The 17,049-nt window shown below is 31.6% G+C and carries 17 protein-coding genes; 11 read left to right on the plus strand and 6 right to left on the minus strand.

The window, feature by feature from the left end; translation table 11 throughout:
* The 3 genes from N534_RS14750 to N534_RS0111350 all read right to left on the minus strand — a co-directional run.
* Window positions 1-1,995: Ig-like domain-containing protein (locus N534_RS14750; protein WP_038006004.1), on the minus strand; the 1,995-nt coding region annotated here is incomplete at its 3' end.
* A 370-nt stretch (window positions 1,996-2,365) separates the two neighbouring features.
* Window positions 2,366-3,499 (minus strand): cysteine desulfurase family protein, encoded by a 1,134-nt coding sequence (locus tag N534_RS0111345; RefSeq protein ID WP_028892601.1) that lies wholly within the window; start codon window positions 3,497-3,499, stop codon window positions 2,366-2,368.
* A 30-nt stretch (window positions 3,500-3,529) separates the two neighbouring features.
* The gene (locus N534_RS0111350) at window positions 3,530-4,075 is read right to left on the minus strand and encodes a Smr/MutS family protein (protein WP_028892602.1); all 546 of its coding nucleotides are present in this window, start codon (window positions 4,073-4,075) and stop codon (window positions 3,530-3,532) included.
* Window positions 4,076-4,158: 83 nt separating this feature from the next.
* Here N534_RS0111350 and N534_RS0111355 point away from each other — a divergent pair, with 83 nt between their 5' ends.
* Complete coding sequence (locus N534_RS0111355; protein ID WP_028892603.1) at window positions 4,159-4,806, plus strand: arsenate reductase; 648 nt, start codon at window positions 4,159-4,161, stop codon at window positions 4,804-4,806.
* Here N534_RS0111355 and ppk2 (N534_RS0111360) read toward each other — a convergent pair.
* Together ppk2 (N534_RS0111360) and ppk2 (N534_RS0111365) are read right to left on the minus strand one after the other, a co-directional pair.
* On the minus strand, window positions 4,795-5,574 hold the full coding sequence (gene ppk2 / locus N534_RS0111360) for a polyphosphate kinase 2 (RefSeq protein WP_028892604.1): 780 nt from the start codon (window positions 5,572-5,574) through the stop codon (window positions 4,795-4,797). The two genes, N534_RS0111355 and ppk2 (N534_RS0111360), sit on opposite strands and share 12 nt — an antisense overlap.
* A gap of 2 nt (window positions 5,575-5,576) precedes the next feature.
* Window positions 5,577-6,371: a polyphosphate kinase 2 gene (gene ppk2, locus N534_RS0111365; protein ID WP_369791961.1), complete on the minus strand. Its 795-nt coding sequence runs from the start codon at window positions 6,369-6,371 to the stop codon at window positions 5,577-5,579.
* Window positions 6,372-6,502: 131 nt separating this feature from the next.
* Between ppk2 (N534_RS0111365) and N534_RS0111370 the strand changes: the two genes are divergently transcribed.
* From N534_RS0111370 to N534_RS15120, 10 genes are all read left to right on the plus strand, one after another.
* Window positions 6,503-7,447, plus strand: coding sequence for a lipid A deacylase LpxR family protein (locus tag N534_RS0111370; RefSeq protein WP_028892606.1), 945 nt, complete (start codon window positions 6,503-6,505; stop codon window positions 7,445-7,447).
* Window positions 7,448-7,533: 86 nt separating this feature from the next.
* On the plus strand, window positions 7,534-8,652 hold the full coding sequence (gene dnaN, locus N534_RS0111375) for a DNA polymerase III subunit beta (RefSeq protein WP_028892607.1): 1,119 nt from the start codon (window positions 7,534-7,536) through the stop codon (window positions 8,650-8,652).
* A 132-nt stretch (window positions 8,653-8,784) separates the two neighbouring features.
* Window positions 8,785-9,549 carry a ParA family protein gene (locus tag N534_RS0111380; RefSeq protein WP_028892608.1) on the plus strand — a complete coding sequence of 255 codons (765 nt, stop codon included), beginning with the start codon at window positions 8,785-8,787 and terminating at the stop codon, window positions 9,547-9,549.
* Between the two features lie 9 nt (window positions 9,550-9,558).
* Window positions 9,559-10,446 (plus strand): ParB/RepB/Spo0J family partition protein, encoded by an 888-nt coding sequence (locus N534_RS0111385; protein ID WP_028892609.1) that lies wholly within the window; start codon window positions 9,559-9,561, stop codon window positions 10,444-10,446.
* Window positions 10,447-11,025: a DUF5683 domain-containing protein gene (locus N534_RS0111390; RefSeq protein WP_028892610.1), complete on the plus strand. Its 579-nt coding sequence runs from the start codon at window positions 10,447-10,449 to the stop codon at window positions 11,023-11,025.
* Between the two features lies 1 nt (window position 11,026).
* Window positions 11,027-11,728 carry a 4-hydroxy-tetrahydrodipicolinate reductase gene (gene dapB / locus N534_RS0111395; RefSeq protein ID WP_028892611.1) on the plus strand — a complete coding sequence of 234 codons (702 nt, stop codon included), beginning with the start codon at window positions 11,027-11,029 and terminating at the stop codon, window positions 11,726-11,728.
* Between the two features lie 79 nt (window positions 11,729-11,807).
* The gene (gene lepB, locus N534_RS0111400; protein ID WP_028892612.1) at window positions 11,808-13,394 is read left to right on the plus strand and encodes a signal peptidase I; all 1,587 of its coding nucleotides are present in this window, start codon (window positions 11,808-11,810) and stop codon (window positions 13,392-13,394) included.
* Window positions 13,394-14,014 carry a WbqC family protein gene (locus N534_RS0111405; protein ID WP_028892613.1) on the plus strand — a complete coding sequence of 207 codons (621 nt, stop codon included), beginning with the start codon at window positions 13,394-13,396 and terminating at the stop codon, window positions 14,012-14,014. Before lepB ends, N534_RS0111405 begins: the two co-directional genes overlap by 1 nt.
* 21 nt (window positions 14,015-14,035) lie before the next feature.
* Entirely contained in the window at window positions 14,036-14,608 is a 573-nt protein-coding gene (locus tag N534_RS0111410; RefSeq protein ID WP_028892614.1) for a Crp/Fnr family transcriptional regulator, read from the plus strand.
* A 176-nt stretch (window positions 14,609-14,784) separates the two neighbouring features.
* Complete coding sequence (locus N534_RS15120) at window positions 14,785-15,372, plus strand: Crp/Fnr family transcriptional regulator (protein WP_028892615.1); 588 nt, start codon at window positions 14,785-14,787, stop codon at window positions 15,370-15,372.
* Between the two features lie 169 nt (window positions 15,373-15,541).
* On the opposite strand, the gene N534_RS0111420 is transcribed toward N534_RS15120, so the two are convergent.
* Window positions 15,542-17,047 (minus strand): lipopolysaccharide biosynthesis protein, encoded by a 1,506-nt coding sequence (locus N534_RS0111420; RefSeq protein WP_028892616.1) that lies wholly within the window; start codon window positions 17,045-17,047, stop codon window positions 15,542-15,544.
* Window positions 17,048-17,049: the final 2 nt, after the last annotated feature.

A 17,049-nucleotide genomic window follows, 5' to 3' on the forward strand; every position in this document is an offset into this window, starting at 1 on the left:
TAGTGTTGCCATAGCATCTGAACAGCCTCCTGCTCCTGTTAACGTATATGTTATTGTTGCCGTTCCTGCTGCAACTCCTGTTACAACTCCTGTTGAAGCTTCTACCGTTGCTATTGCTGTATCAGATGAACTAAAGCTTCCTCCTGTATCGCCATCACTTGTAAATGTTGTCGTTCCTGCTACACAAATCGCTTGAGTACCACTTAACGCTCCAGCATCTGGTGCCGTAGTTACTGTTACGGTAATACCTATACTTGTATCTTCACATCCTGATGGAGTATTTTTAACAGCACGAACAGTAACAATTTGACCATTTGTAAGTGATGTCGTATCAAATGTATTATCAGTAGATAATGCTTGAGCATTTAAACCATCTACTAAGAACTGGTATTGGTCTGCTCCTCCAGCTGTAAAAGTTACACTATCTCCAGCGCATATTGTATTATCTGCATCATTACTCACCAACGTTGCAATTGGAGGATTCACTATATTCACAGCTGTATCTGAAAGAGCTGTTGCTAAATTAGTAGCATCTATCGTTGCTGTATTAGTAAGTGTATTACATTCAGTATCTGAATTTACCGTTGCCTTAAATGTTACTGTTACTGTTTCTCCTGGTTGAATATCTATACCTTCAGAACTCGTAATTAAATTAGCTACTGTACCATTGGTATCATTAGTTTGAGTGCGTGTATATGTTGTATATTCATAACCTACAGTAATTATAGCATAATTAACTTCATTTAAGAATCCATTTGGATCAATATCATACCAATCAAAACGATATTCACCGAAAATAGAACCACTTATTGAACTAGTACTTCTACTAACAGTATTCCAACCTCCGGGGCTATTTCCTCCAAACTCATCATTATCTGAATCGCCATTATGATCTACATAAAAAACATAACCAGGAAAATATACTGCTAAATCAATATCACTCCTCCAATCATCCGTGTGCCCATTACCATTTCTATCAGGTGTAGAACCATCCACTTCAAAAGAAAAAGAAGTAAACATTGCATTCGAATAAGGAACATCTGCTGACGTTAATGTAAAAGACTGACTTCCGGATTGATCAAATTTTAAATCCCCTAAATCCCTCTGAAAACTACTAGTACTAGTGTTTCCTACACTAGTATAATACTGTCTTGTGATACTATTATTTACATAAGTTACTTCTGAAGGTAATATATCAATTAAGTCAACGTTATCAGCTGTAACACTACCTGTATTTTCTATTTGTATAGTATAAGTAATTTCATCACCTACATTAACATTTCCTGAAGGACTTGAAGATTTAGTGATATTTAGTGTTGGTTCTTCTGGACAACAAACTGAGTAATTTGAAAACCAAATAGATTGTGCTACAGCAACATTTCTTGTTGTCCCTGCCTCGTATATAATTACTAATTTTTTAATAGGCTGAGAAGAGTTTACTAAGACAGCTCCACTATCACTCGTATCTGTGTTATTATTTGATGTACCTGTAGCTGTTTGTCCTGATATACTATAGGTTGGCGTACCTCCTGAATTTGTTAAAGATAGAGGTATATTAACACCATCATTTTCTGCGGTAAATTTTACAATATCTAAATGACTTGTACTTTCATCAATATCCTCTACTCTAAAATTACTTAATATTAAGGGACTTGAAAATGTTAGCTCCCATACAACTTGGTCTCCTATGGTAACATTACCCATAGTTACTCTATATCTACTTGATGATTCAGCTCCTGTATCTGTTAAATTTAAAGGTGACTGATCTGTAAAAGTAGAAGACAAAATAGTTTCTACACCACATGAAGTTGTTGTGTAACTACCATTTAAATCACTCCCACTACTGTACATTTGATTCCAATTTATTACTTCAGAACCATTTGTACATTGCGAATAAGATAAATTTGAGTAAAAGAAAGAAGTTATTAAAAGTAATAATAATTTACTTCTAACTAAGTTTTTTACCGAATTAATTGAAATGTAATTTTCCCCCATATCAACACATTTAATTTATATATAAAATTTAGCCCAAAATCTTTCTGGGTTTTTAATTTTTAAAAACATGGTGGGATACAAAAAACCCCACACAAAAAAACTTAAGTTGCTCTATTACAACTTTTTTCTCGTGGGGGGCTTCTATTTTTCGAATGCGCAAAAGTAAACTTTTTTTGCTATTTCTTATAGATTAGACGTAATTTTAACAATCCAAGTCACTTTATAAGAAAAAAAAATATTTAAAACCAAAAACATCAATAAAAACTATTGGTAAATTTCATCTAAAAAGAACCTTTGTTAAGCTTTTCCATAGTTCTCAAACACCTTACTCATCTATAAAAAGCTTTTAAAAAATATTAGAGACATATAATTATAGCTTTAACACTTTTTTTAATTGATTTACAACATAATCAATCTCAGTAATTGTATTTAACTTACTAAAGGAAAATCGTACTGAAGTTTTTTTAGCTTCTTCTTCTCTTAAAAAAGCATTTAACACATGAGAACCTTTATTACTACCACTTTGACAAGCACTTCCTCCAGACACCGCAATTCCAGATAAATCCAAATTAAACAGTAACATTTTATCTTCTAAAGGAAATCTTACATTAATAATAGTATAACTTGTTTTATCAACAGGCTCTCCATTTATTTCAACATTCGGAACAAGTTCTGTTATTTTTTTTACGAAATAATCTTTTAGTCCTTTAATATATATGGTGTCTTCTGTAAGATTTTTAAAAGCTATGTTTAACGCTTCTCCCATACCTATTATAGCATGAACATTTTCAGTACTAGACCTCGCTCCTTTTTCTTGTTCTCCTCCAAAAAACATTGGCTGAATTGGTATTCCTTTTTTAATATAAGCAAACCCAACTCCTTTAGGACCATGAAATTTATGTGCACTCGCCGCTATAAAATCTATTGAAGTTTGTTGTAAATCTATCGGATAATGACCAATAGCCTGAACCGTGTCTGAATGAAAATAAGCATTGTATTTTTTACACATACTTACTACCTCTTCAATTGGTAAAATATTACCAATTTCATTGTTCACGTACATTAAACTCACTAAGGTTTTTTCGTTTGACTTTTCTAAAGCTTCCCCCAAACTACCCAATACAACAGCCCCGTTTTCATTTACCCTAACATAATCTACATTTATTTTATGTTTTTTTTCTAAAAACTGAACTGTATTTAAAACAGCATGGTGCTCTACCTTAGATGTAATAATTCGTTTTACTCCTAAATGTAAAACCGCATTTTGTAAAATTAAATTGTCTGCTTCTGTTCCTCCAGCAGTAAAAATAATTTCACTTGCAGAAACATTTAAATGCTTCGCTATATTTTTTCGAACTGTTTCAATAGCTGCTTTTGCTTTTCTTCCATACTGATGAGTTGAAGATGGGTTTCCAAAATTAACAAGCATTGATTCTTGCATTACCTGAACTACCTCTGGCAACATAGGTGTTGTGGCTGCATTATCTAAGTATACTGAATTCATAACACAAAAGTAAAGTTTTAGATAGTACGATTAGTAATTTTGATAAACATATACTTCAGTTGCACCTTGACCATATTTTTGATAAGAAGCATCGTAATATTTTACCGGATAATTATTTAATAAATAAAGTAATTCTGTTTTTAACACTCCATCACCTACTCCATGGATTAATACTAATTTTGATATTTTTTTTGATATACAGTACTCTAATTTTTGTTTTGCTGTATCCAATTGCAGAGATAAAATATCAAAATTATCCATCCCTCTTGTTGATTTTACTAATTTTTCAGCATGTAAATCAACTTCCATTACAACCTCATTTCTATCTTTTACAAAAGACGATTTTTTTGCTTTTTTTGACGGTTGAATTTTAGCTTTCAGCATCGGATTATTAATGTCTGAAAATTTACTTAACTCATTCTGATCTACTTCAATCTTTACCAATTCTCTTTTTAAAAAGCGGTACTCCATCCCCTCAAAATCTTTAACAAAAACTTCTTCTTTATTAATTTTTGTTACGAATCCTCTAATATCAGCGTCAATCACCGCTACTTTATTGCCGATTTCTAAACACATTCTTAACCTTTATTTAATTAGCTAAAAGGGTATTAGCTCGTATTTTTGCAAATAATTACACACTGCAAAAGAACTGCAAATAAATGATAAACACTAAAAATATCAACACAAAAGTTTTCTTTGAAGAAGCACGAAAAGAAATGATAATTACTGACGATAGAAAAAATTTATTACTTTCTATCTCTGACGCTATCTTCGATGAATATCTTGAAAGAGATAAAATAAATTTAAACTTTATTTGCACTCACAACTCACGAAGAAGTCAATTAGCTCAAGTGTGGAGTTTCTTTGCTGTCGAGTATTTTAATTTAAGAAACATTTTTACTTATTCGGGAGGTACTGAAACCACATCTTTTCATAGAAACACTGTAAAATGTTTACAAAAAACTGGGTTTATTTTTAATGTTGTTGATTTTTCTCACCAAAACCCTAGATATTTAATTTCTTTTGAAGACACTAAAAAATCTATTTTAGGCTTTTCTAAAGTTTTTGATCATCCTCAAAACAGCTATCCTTTTGTTGCCATAACAACATGTGACAGTGCCGATAAAGACTGCCCTTTTATTCCTGATGCGATAGAGCGTTTTCACTTACCTTATTCAGACCCTAAAACTTCAGACAATACCGATTTAACCGAAGAGACTTACCTACAAACGAGTAAGCAAATTGCAGGAGAATTGTATTTCATTTTTGAGGAATTTAAAAATCGATTACCTGAATCATACCTCTAGATTTTTATCATAAGGAATACTTTTTAAAATGTGATTAATCACATTAATACGGGCTGCTGTTTTTCTGTTTGCACGAATGACTTTCCAAGGAGAAATCTCGGTATTTGTTTTAGAAAACATTGCTTTTTTATATTCTGTATAATCATCCCACAACTCTTGCGCTCTTTCATCAACAGGAGTCATTTTCCATTGTTTAAGCGGATCGTTCTTAATATCATTAAATCGCTTAGCTTGCTCTTTTTTAGTTATAGACATGTAAATTTTAACCAAGCGGATACCTGATTCTAAAATCATTCTTTCAAAATCATTTACTTGATTCATAAATACCTGATACTCTTCTTGAGTACAAAATCCATTCACAGGCTCTACTACTGCTCTATTGTACCAACTACGATCGAAAAAGAGTATTTCTCCTGCCTTTGGAAACTGCTCTACATAACGTTGAAAATACCATTGCGTTTTCTGATCTTCATTAGGTTTAGGTAATGCTACAATTCGCATATGACGCGGATTGATTCGCTCAGTAATTCTACGAATCGCCCCTCCTTTTCCTGCTGCATCACGTCCTTCAAAAATTACTATAATTCGTTCGTTTTCTCTAATCGCCCAAGCTTGTAAACGAATCAACTCTACTTGTAATTTTTTCAACTTTCGCTCATAATCTACATAACGAATTGACTTCTCTATATTAAAAGGCTTTGATAATAACGCTTTTAAACCTCTTGTACTATTTAACTTATTTACGTCTCTTTGAGTTAATTTTCTCATTCTTAATCTAACTGTTTTACTGAACGATAATAACGCATTACTACATTTGGATCTGGTGTAAGAATAGTTTGCGCTTCATCCTTTCCATCATAATTAAACTGTGTTAATACATGGCGCATACACTCTACCCTTGCCTCTTTTTTATTATTTGTCTTTACTACAATCCATGGGCTATATGTTGTATGGGTTCTACTAAACATTTCGTCTTTGTAAAAGGTATAATCGTCCCATAATTCTTGCCCTCTTTTATCTACTGGACTAAACTTCCAACGTTTTAACGGATTATCATTTCTTGAATTAAATCGACGTAGCTGTTCTTCTTTTGAAATGGATAACCAAAACTTAATTATCATTACTCCATCTTCATATAACATGTGTTCAAACTCTGGAACTTGTACCAAAAAGTTCTTATACTGATCATCAGTACAAAACCCCATCACAGGCTCTACAACAGCTCTGTTATACCAACTCCTATCAAAAAAAACAATCTCCCCTGGGTTTGGTAATTCTTTTATATATCGTTGAAAATACCATTGTCCTTTTTCAACATCAGTTGGTTTATTTAAGGCTACTAAACGTGTAGAACGAGGGTTTAGGTGCTCCATAAATCTACGGATACTCCCTCCTTTTCCTGCCGCGTCTCTTCCTTCAAAAATTACAGCTACTCTTTTATTCTTTTTAGCAATCCATTGTTGAAGTTTCACCAACTCTATTTGAAGCTTTTTTAATTCTTCTTCATAGTCTAACTTCATTTGAACTTTTGCTATAGAAATTCCTTTCTTTCTAATTTTAGCCATTAGTTCTTCATTAGAAGAAACACTTTCAAAGTCTTCAATAGTTAATACAGATTCTTTACTCATAAAACCACTAATTATTCTTCTTAATAATTTAACCTAGGTTGTGCTAAAATAATACGATATTTACAGCTATGAAAAAAAACATAACACTTTTATTCATCTTATTTTCACTCACTATCTTCTCGCAACGAAAATACGCTAAAGAGTTCAGCTTCCTAAACGACAATGACTTATACACTTCTACTTACTATGATAGATACTATACAAACGGTGTGTTTTTAACTTATCGTTATCTTAGTGAAAAACAATTTAAAAATATTGAAAAAAAAAGCTACGAAATTCAACTAGGACACCATATGTACACACCTCATAAAGCGATTGTAGAAACCGTGGAAGAACATGATCGACCATTTGCTGGATATCTCTACGGAAGTTTTGGCATCAATTATTTCTTCAAAAAAGAATCAATCTTAAAAACATCTGTACAGATTGGTAGCATTGGATCTTCTGCTTTTAGTGAAGAACTGCAAGATTTTATCCATGATATTTATGGATTTAAAAAAGCTAGCGGTTGGAAATATCAAATAAAAGATGCTTTTGCCTTCAATTTAAAAACTGAATATATTAGAAAACTTGCCAAAGACAACATTTTTGATCTTAACTGGAGAAATACAGCAAGAATTGGTACAGTTTATACCGATTTATCAACTGGTTTATATAGCCGTATTGGTTTTAAACCTTTAGAAAGCATTATAAACTCTATTGCTTTTAACGGAAATTTAAACAACCAAAACACCCAGTTTAACAACAATTCGGAAGTTTTTTTATATATTAATCCCATGATTCGTTATGCAGCGTATGACGCAACCATAGAAGGAAGTTTTTTAACTGACGGAAGCCCCGTTACTTTTGACATTCAACCTTTTGTATTCACTACTGAGCTTGGAATACGTTTTACTAGTAACCGTTTTAATTTTGGTTATGCTATGAATTATCACACAAGAAAACTGAAAAGTGCTCGAGTTCCAAAAGGTAATATTTACGGAACCATTCAATTAAATTATCAGTTTAACTAAGGTTAAAATCTGGTTAAAAAAAATAATTTTTATAATCATCAAATTAAAATATATTTGTAAGTCTAATAATATAGAAAAACTATTCAATGAAATTTATCGTATCTAGCTCACAGTTATTAAAACAGCTACAAGTTTTAGGAGGAGTTATAAACAGCAATAACACATTACCAATTTTAGATAATTTTTTATTTGAACTATCTGAAAACGAATTAAAAATATCTGCATCTGACCTTGAAACTACAATGTCTTCAGTTATTGATGTTGAAAGTACAGATACTGGAGCCATTGCTATTAACGCTCGTTTATTGTTAGATACTTTAAAAACATTTCCTGAGCAACCGCTTACTTTTAAAGTAGAAAGCGATAGTACTATTGAAATTATTTCTGAGCAGGGTAAGTATGATATGGCTTATTTTAGTGGAGATGAATTCCCTAAGGCAGTGGAACTACCTTCTCCAAGTAGTACTGAAATTCCATCACATATTTTAGCAACTGCTATTTCTAAAACTATTTTTGCTGCAGGAAACGACGATTTACGTCCTGTAATGAGCGGTGTTTTTTTCCAGTTCAACTCTAAGGAATTAACATTTGTAGCTACAGATGCTCATAAATTAGTAAAATATACACGTACAGACATTACCGCTGAAAAATCAGCAGAATTCATTATGCCTAAAAAACCTTTAAACTTATTAAAAGGAATTTTAGGAGGTTCTGAAAATAACGTAACTATTGAATATAACGACACCAATGCTAAATTCACTTTTGATAACGTCGTATTAATTTGTCGTTTAATTGACGGAAAATACCCTAACTACGAAGCGGTAATTCCTAAGGAAAATCCTAATAAATTAACAGTAGACAGAGCCTCTTTCTTAAACTCTGTTCGTCGTGTTTCTATTTTTTCTAGTAAAACAACACATCAAATTCGTTTAAAAATGGCTGGAACTGAGCTAAATATTTCTGCGGAAGATTTAGACTACTCTAATAAAGCTGACGAACGTTTACATTGTGATTACCAAGGAGATGACATGCAAATTGGGTTTAACTCTCGTTTTTTAAGCGAAATGTTAAACAACCTAAACTCTAACGATGTTTTAATTGAAATGAGTTTACCAAATAGAGCAGGAATTTTGACTCCAATTGATGGTACTGAAGAAGGTGAACAAGTTACTATGTTAGTTATGCCAGTAATGTTAAACGGATAAAAAAAAACAACTTATAACATTATAAAAGCCACAGTATCAATACCTGTGGCTTTTTTGTTTTTTATAACATCTTTCACTTTCAAAAACGATAAATAATTGTAAATTTACCTCTTTCAAACTTTATAAATAATAATGGGTAGAATTATTGCAATTGCAAATCAAAAAGGTGGAGTAGGTAAAACTACTACATCTGTAAACTTAGCTGCGGCTTTAGGTGTTTTAGAAAAAAAAGTATTATTAATTGATGCTGATCCCCAAGCAAATGCTACTTCTGGTTTAGGTATAGATGTTGAAAGTGTAGAAGTTGGAACGTATCAGGTTTTAGAGCATACAATTCTAGCAAAAGACACGATTGTAAAAACAGAATCTCCTAACGTCGATTTAATTCCTGCTCATATTGATTTAGTAGCTATTGAAATTGAATTAGTTGATAAACAAGAGCGTGAATACATGCTAAAAAAAGCCTTGGAAGATATTAAAAATGATTACGATTATATTTTAATAGATTGTGCTCCTTCTTTAGGTTTAATTACCTTAAACTCACTTGTAGCAGCAGATTCTGTTGTAATTCCTATTCAATGTGAATACTTTGCTTTAGAAGGTTTAGGAAAGTTATTAAACACCATAAAAAGCGTTCAAAAAATACATAACCCTGATTTAGAAATTGAAGGTTTGTTATTAACTATGTTCGATTCTCGTTTACGTTTATCTAACCAAGTAGTTGATGAAGTTCGTAAACACTTCAGTTCTATGGTTTTTGAAACAATAGTACACCGAAATACTCGTTTAAGTGAAGCGCCTAGTTACGGAGAAAGTATAATTTCATACGATGCAACCTCTAAAGGTGCCGTAAATTACTTAAATTTGGCGAACGAAATTTTAACTAAAAACGCATAATCACGATACATGGCAAAAGCAACAAAAAAACAAGCTTTAGGTAGAGGTTTATCAGCATTATTAAAAGAAACTGCAGAAGTAAATTCGGCATCAGATAAAAATGCTGATAAATTAGTAGGTAATATTATTGAATTAGACATTAAATCAATAGAAGTAAACCCATACCAACCTAGAACTTATTTTGATGAAGAAGCATTACGTGAATTAGCGAGTTCTATTAAAGAATTAGGGGTTATCCAACCTATTACCGTTCGTAAATTATCGAGCGATAAATTTCAGTTAGTTTCAGGAGAGCGTCGTTTTAGAGCCTCTAAACTTATTGGAAACACAACAGTTCCTGCATACATTCGTTTAGCCAACGATCAGGAAATGTTAGAAATGGCGTTGGTAGAAAACATCCAACGTAAAAACTTAGATCCTATTGAAGTGGCTCTTTCATACCAACGTTTAATTGATGAAATTCAATTAACACAAGAAGAATTGAGCACACGCGTAGGTAAAAAACGTTCAACAGTTACTAACTACTTACGTTTATTAAAATTAGATCCGATTATTCAAACAGGAATGCGTGACGGATTTATCTCAATGGGTCATGGTCGTGCATTAATTAATGTTGATAGTACTACCGACCAGTTAAACATTTACGAAAAAATTGTTCGTGATAAACTATCTGTTCGTCAAACTGAAGAATTGGTTAAAAACTTAAAAGCTGGTACCGTAACCAAAGCCGCTAAAAAGAAAGTTTTACCTAATTATATTTCTGATAGTGTAAAAGATATTAGCGATTATTTCGGGCATAAAATTGACGTAACTGTTAACAATCGTGGTAAAGGAAAAATTTCTATTCCTTTTCACTCAGAAGAAGACTTTAACCGTATTAAAAACTTATTAAAGTAATTGAACATACGTGTAATCATATTCGCTTTTTTTAGTCTTTTTTTGTTTCAAAATACCTTTGCTCAAAAAGATTCTATTGCTGTAAGAGCTAAGCAACTTCAGTTATCAAGCGACAAATACAATCCACTTTCTCCATCTAAAGCAGCATTTTATTCTGCTATTTTTCCCGGAGGTGGGCAGATATACAATAAAAAATATTGGAAAGCTCCAATAGTTTGGGCTGCTATGGGTACAAGTATGTATTTTTACTTGGACAATAGCGATCAGTACGATCGATACAGAACAGCCTTTAAACTTAGAAATCAAGGATTATCAGATGAGTTTAATGGTAAAGATGGAAATCCATTTATTTCAACAGCTGGTTTAGAAAGCGCTCAAAAAACCTTGCGTAAAAACAGAGACTTATCATTACTAACTGGGGTACTTTTATACGTTTTGCAAATTGTAGAAGCTAGTGTAAACGCGCATTTATTACAATTTGATACCGATGACAGTTTATCTATAAACCCTGTAATTACACCAGACCCTTTATTTATTGAAGCACCAAAAGTTGGTTTAACACTAAAATATTCTTTTTAAAATGAAAATAGCCTTACTTGGTTATGGTAGAATGGGTAAAGAAATCGAAAAGATTGCTTTACAGAGAGGACACGAGATCGTTATTAAATCTACTGGAGAAAACACTTATGATATTAACGAAGCTGATGTAGCTATTGATTTTAGCGTACCTACTTCTGCTTATAACAACATTAGTAATTGTATTAACAATAACGTCCCAGTAGTTTCAGGAACTACAGGTTGGTTAGACAGGTATAATGAAATTGTTGATTTATGCAATGAAAAAAATGGTGCTTTTATCTATGCTTCAAACTTTAGTTTAGGTGTGAATGTTTTTTTTGAGTTAAACAAACAACTAGCTAAAATGATGAGTACACTTGAACAATACAATATTGCTATTGAAGAAATTCATCACACACAAAAATTAGACGCTCCAAGTGGTACTGCAATTACTTTAGCTGAAGGAATTATTGAAAACACCAATAAAAAAGCTTGGGAATTAGACGGAAAAACTTCCGAAGACAATATTCCTATTACAGCTCTTAGAACTCCAGATGTACCGGGTACTCACACAGTAACCTATAATTCTGAAGTAGACACTATTGATATAAAACACACAGCACATAACCGACAAGGTTTTGCTTTAGGAGCAGTTATAGCTGCAGAATGGCTACTTAACAAAACAGGTGTTTACACCATGAGAGATGTGTTAAACTTAGGTTAATACCGTAACAACAAGCAGCTAAAAAGCACTAATAAGCTTAGAATTACATTCCTTAAAAGGAAAACAAAATATACAGATTATGACATTTACTGAATGGTTTTTATTTTTCATATTCATACAAGTTGTTCATTTTTTAGGTACTTGGAAACTATACACAAAAGCTGGTAAAAAAGCTTGGGAAGCGGCTGTACCTGTATACAACGCCATAGTACTAATGCAAATTATTAATCGCCCAAAATGGTGGGTGATTTTGCTATTCGTTCCTATTGTAAACCTACTTATGTTTCCTATAATATGGATTGAAACTTGCAGAAGCTTTGGTTTTAACAAAAAACCAGACACTATTCTAGCTGTTCTTACTTTAGGGTTATACATCTATTATATCAACTATTTTACAGACGCAAAATACATTGAAAACCGAAGTTTAAAGCCAAGATCTCCTTTAGGAGAATGGGTAAGTTCTATTGCTTTTGCTATTATCGCTGCAACTTTAGTACACACTTATATTATGCAGCCTTATACCATTCCTACTTCGTCTTTAGAAAAAACATTACTAGTAGGTGATTATTTATTTGTTAGTAAATTTCATTACGGTGCTCGTGTTCCTATGACTACTGTTGCTGCACCAATGGCACACGATACTATTCCTTTTTTAGGAACAAAATCATTCTTATCAGACGATAAAAACAAAGACGGTTTATTAAATAAACTATCATTACCATACATGCGTTTACCTGGTTTTCAAAAAATTAAGCGTAATGATATTGTTGTTTTCAGCTGGCCTTCAGACTCTCTTGCTACGATGTGGGGTGACAATTCTGGTAATTTTACTTATAAACCTATTGATAAGCGTACAAACTATGTAAAACGTGCTGTAGGAGTTCCTGGTGATAGCTTAGAAGTACGTGATGGATATGTTTTTATTAATGGAGAGAAAACTGTATTGCCTGATAGAGCTAAACCACAATGGTACTTTTTTGTTGATACTGAAGGGAAAGAATTACCTCAAAACATTATAGAAAAATACAACAAAAACAGAGAAGGTAAAATGACTACCGATGGTAAGTATGCATTAAACCTTACCGATGAAGAAGCTGCTTCAATCGCCAAAAACCCTCTTGTTAAAAAAGTTGAAAAATTTTTAGCACCTAAAGGATTTTATGATGAATCTGTTTTTCCTCATAATCCAAGATATGCTTGGTCTAATGATAATTTTGGTCCTATCTATATTCCTAAAAAGGGAGTTACTGTCGAGTTAAACGCTAAGACCATTCCTTTTTACGAGCAAATTATCCGAAGATACGAAAACAATAACCTTACTTTTATAGGTGACGATATATACATTAACGGAAAAAAAGTTGAAAACTATACTTTTAAACAAGATTATTACTGGATGATGGGTGACAACCGTCAGCGTTCTTTAGATGCAAGAAACTGGGGTTATGTACCTTTTGATCATGTAGTAGGTAAACCTGTAATGATTTGGTTAAGTTGGGATGCTAACGCTCCTAATTTTGTTGCTAAGCTAAACTCTATTCGTTGGGATAGAATGTTTACAACCGTTGGAGGTAGTGGAAAACCCGTATCATATTTATGGTTAGTGCTACTATTAATTGGAGGTTACACCGTGTATAGTTTTAGAAAAAGTAAAAAGAAGAAAGCATAATGTCACTTTTTATTCCTACTTACTTCGCTCCTATCTCTCAATATTCAGCGATATACCAATCAGAAGCAATTACTTTTGAAATAGAAGACAATTTTCAAAAACAAACCTACCGTAATCGTTGTTACATATATGGAGCTAATGGTAAATTAGCTTTAAATATTCCTGTAAAACAAAAAACTACAGAAGGAAGAAAAAAAACAAAAGACACCTTGGTAGAAAATGATTTTCCATGGCAACAACAGCATTACAAATCGTTACAATCTGCGTACCGTTCTTCTCCTTTTTTTGAGTTTTTTGAAGAGGATTTATTAAAAATTTTCAATAAAAAATATACTTTTTTACAAGACTTAAACATCGACACTCACCTATTTGTAACTGATGCTTTACAAATGGAACAAGATTTTGCTAAAACAACGAGTTATGAATTGGCTCCAAATAATACAGATTATAGAGGTTTAGCCATTGCTAAAAAAGGTATTGAAATAGAAATGGATTCCTACATTCAAATGTTTGATGACAAATATGGGTTTATCCCTAACTTATCTATTTTGGATTTACTATTTATGGAGGGACCTAATACGATTAGCTTTTTAGAAAAAATTGATGTAGATTTGAGATAATCTCAACATTTACATCTTTGTATGGACTTTTTTAAAGAATTTGCACTTAGTTTCCATCCTTTATCAGAAGATGGATTGGAGAGAATTTTTAGCCTTTTAACAATAAAAAAATTCCCTAAGAACCACGAACTAGTTTCATTGCACCAAACACCTGTAAATGCTTACATTTTAAAAACTGGTGTTATACGCGCTTATAGTATCGACGAAAAAAACAAAGAACATACTAGAACTATTTACACTCCTATTAGTACTTCTGGTAATTTAGGAGCCCTTATAAAAAACGAACCATCTACATTAATTTACGAATGCTTAACTGATTGTGAGGTACTAGAATGTAACTATAAAGATTTTTATAATTTATCTTTAAATCACCATGAAATATCAATTTTTCATTATAAAATTTTACAAAGTGTTTATATCAGAGAAGTAGATAGAATTTTAGAACTACAAATGTTAGATGCATCTCAGAGATACAAAAAACTTCAAGAAAATTACCCTGGTATAGACAACCTAATTAATCAATACCATATTGCTTCTTACTTGAATATCACTCCTGTACAGTTGAGCAGAATAAGAAAAAATTTCATTTATTAACATATGTTAATGGTTATAACTTAAAACCGCTATAAATTTGTAGTGTAATTAACAAGTTACTACCCCTTAAAATATCCAGACCTAATTCCCCTTAAAGTTAGGTCTGTTTTTCACGTACTTACTTTATTTTTTTTAGTATATTAGTTTTTCTGTTATCAGCATCCAACTTGTTAATTATGAATGATGATATTAAAAACTTTCTTAATTCCCATATAAAACTACCAGATAGTCTAATTTCTATTTTTGAAACACTGGTTACGTTCATTGAACTTGAACCTAATGAAATCTTCACAAAGGTAGGTGAATATCCTACAGACTTCTTTATTGTTAAAACAGGAATTATGCGTTCGTTTTTATTAAATGACAATGGAACTGAAACAACTCGTGCCTTTTTTACTTCTGGAGATATAACTGGAGCCAATTCAGCTATGATGCAAGAAATACCGTCTGATGTTAACTACCAATCTTTAACCAAAGTAACCGGATATAAAGGTAGTTTCCATGAATTAATAAAACTCACTTTAAAGCATCATGAATTTAGTTTATTTTATATCAAAACATTAGAAAGTGCCTATGTAAAGGCTGAAGATATACTTTTAAAAATTTCTAGCCTTACTGCAACAGAGCGTTATTTAGCTTTAAAAAAAAGAATTCCGAATATAGATGAATTGATTACGCAAAAATATATAGCATCGTATTTAAACATTTCTCCTGTTCAACTTAGTAGAATTAAGAAAAAACTTAATGTTAATAAACTTTCTTAACATATGTTAACAATGATATTGTTATTTTTTTCTATATTTGACCCAGAGACAAATTCCCCCTTATTATTTGTTTCATTCCCCCTTAATAAAAGGCTTACCTCTTGTGTGTGTAAGTCTTTTTTTCTTTTATAATAATTTTGGTTTAAAGTGTATTATAAAAAATCAAAAACTACTTTACATACCTTTTAACAAGGTTATTGATTTGTTCTGAAATAGACATTCTAACAACTATAGCCACATAAACAGCTATAATAATTATACTTTTTAACAGAATGTTTACTATTGGATGAATAGGAAAGTCCAAAACATAAAACTCAGAGACTGAGAAGTTCCAAAAGTTAAATCCTAAAAACATAATTAAGATAATTACAATCATTAAAAATGTTTTATTTGTAAATGGTGTCATATTAAACTTTTCTTTAACAAACCACAGTTTATAAATATTAAATACTACAACTGTTATTAAAGTTGCTAAAGCCAATCCTTCTGTTCCCATCCCTAAACTATTGTAAAAATAATCGTTTAAAAAGTACACTGATAACGCCATTCCCACTCCTACCGGTAACGTAATACGGTAAAACTTAGAATTACTAATGATGGCTCCGTTACTTCCTAAAGACATTAAAAATAGCTTAGCTGATGATATTAACAACACCACTAAAGCACCTCCATCTGCATAATTTTTATTAGGCATTAACCTAAACAACTCTTCAACATTACAGTTCACTAATACATAGAATAAACCACCTATAAGTAACAGATTAATCGAACTTTTCTTATATAAATTTTCTGTTTCTATAGAATTATTTTCATTAAGTGCCTTAGAGGTTAAAGGTTGTAATATTTGTCCCATCGCCCTACTTGGAGCTTCAATAAAAGAACCAATAAAAACTGCTACCGTATAATAAGCGGCTTTTTCAAAACCTTCTTTACCAGGAATCATTACTTTGTCTATATCTAAAATAATTGCCCCTGCACTTCCTGCTAAAATGATATAAAATGTATAGCGTAATACTTCTTTAATATTATCAGGTAACGAAAAAGAAAACTTTGGTGTATATAAACGAAATGCATAAATCATCATTAAAAAAGTTCTTAAAATATATGCTATCGACATATAAATTAGAAATTCTTCTTTTGTGATAAATTGAAAAAACACAGCAAGCAACATTACCATTACAGCTACTCTGTTATATAACTCCTTTAAAACATTTCCAAAAACCGATTGCATTTGCACTCTAGCCCATGAATAAAACACTTCAAAATAAGCTGTACAAACCGCTATTATGTATATATAAATTGTGTAGTTTTCAATAACTAAATTTTCCTTTGAATTGCTTTTAGCAACATAATGCATTATCCAATTATGAAAGTAATCCCAAAAATACCCTATAGGAATAGCAATCAAAAGCGGTAGAAAAATTACAGAACTTAAAAACTTATCTTGTTCATTTTTTGAGGTATACCCTGAAAAAAACTTGATAATCGTAAAATGGACACCAAAAGCTGTAATTGGCATAATTAAGTTAGATGCCGAAAATACGTAGGTTGCTAATCCGTAATATTCATCACCTAAAAAACGCGTGTATAAAACCAAGGTATTAATACCTCCAATTAAAAAACCTAAATAGATTATTAACGTGTTTTTGAACGATTGTTTAAATACAATTCCCAAAG

This window comes from Tenacibaculum sp. 47A_GOM-205m, assembly GCF_000518405.1.
Lineage (GTDB): Bacteria > Bacteroidota > Bacteroidia > Flavobacteriales > Flavobacteriaceae > Polaribacter > Polaribacter lutimaris.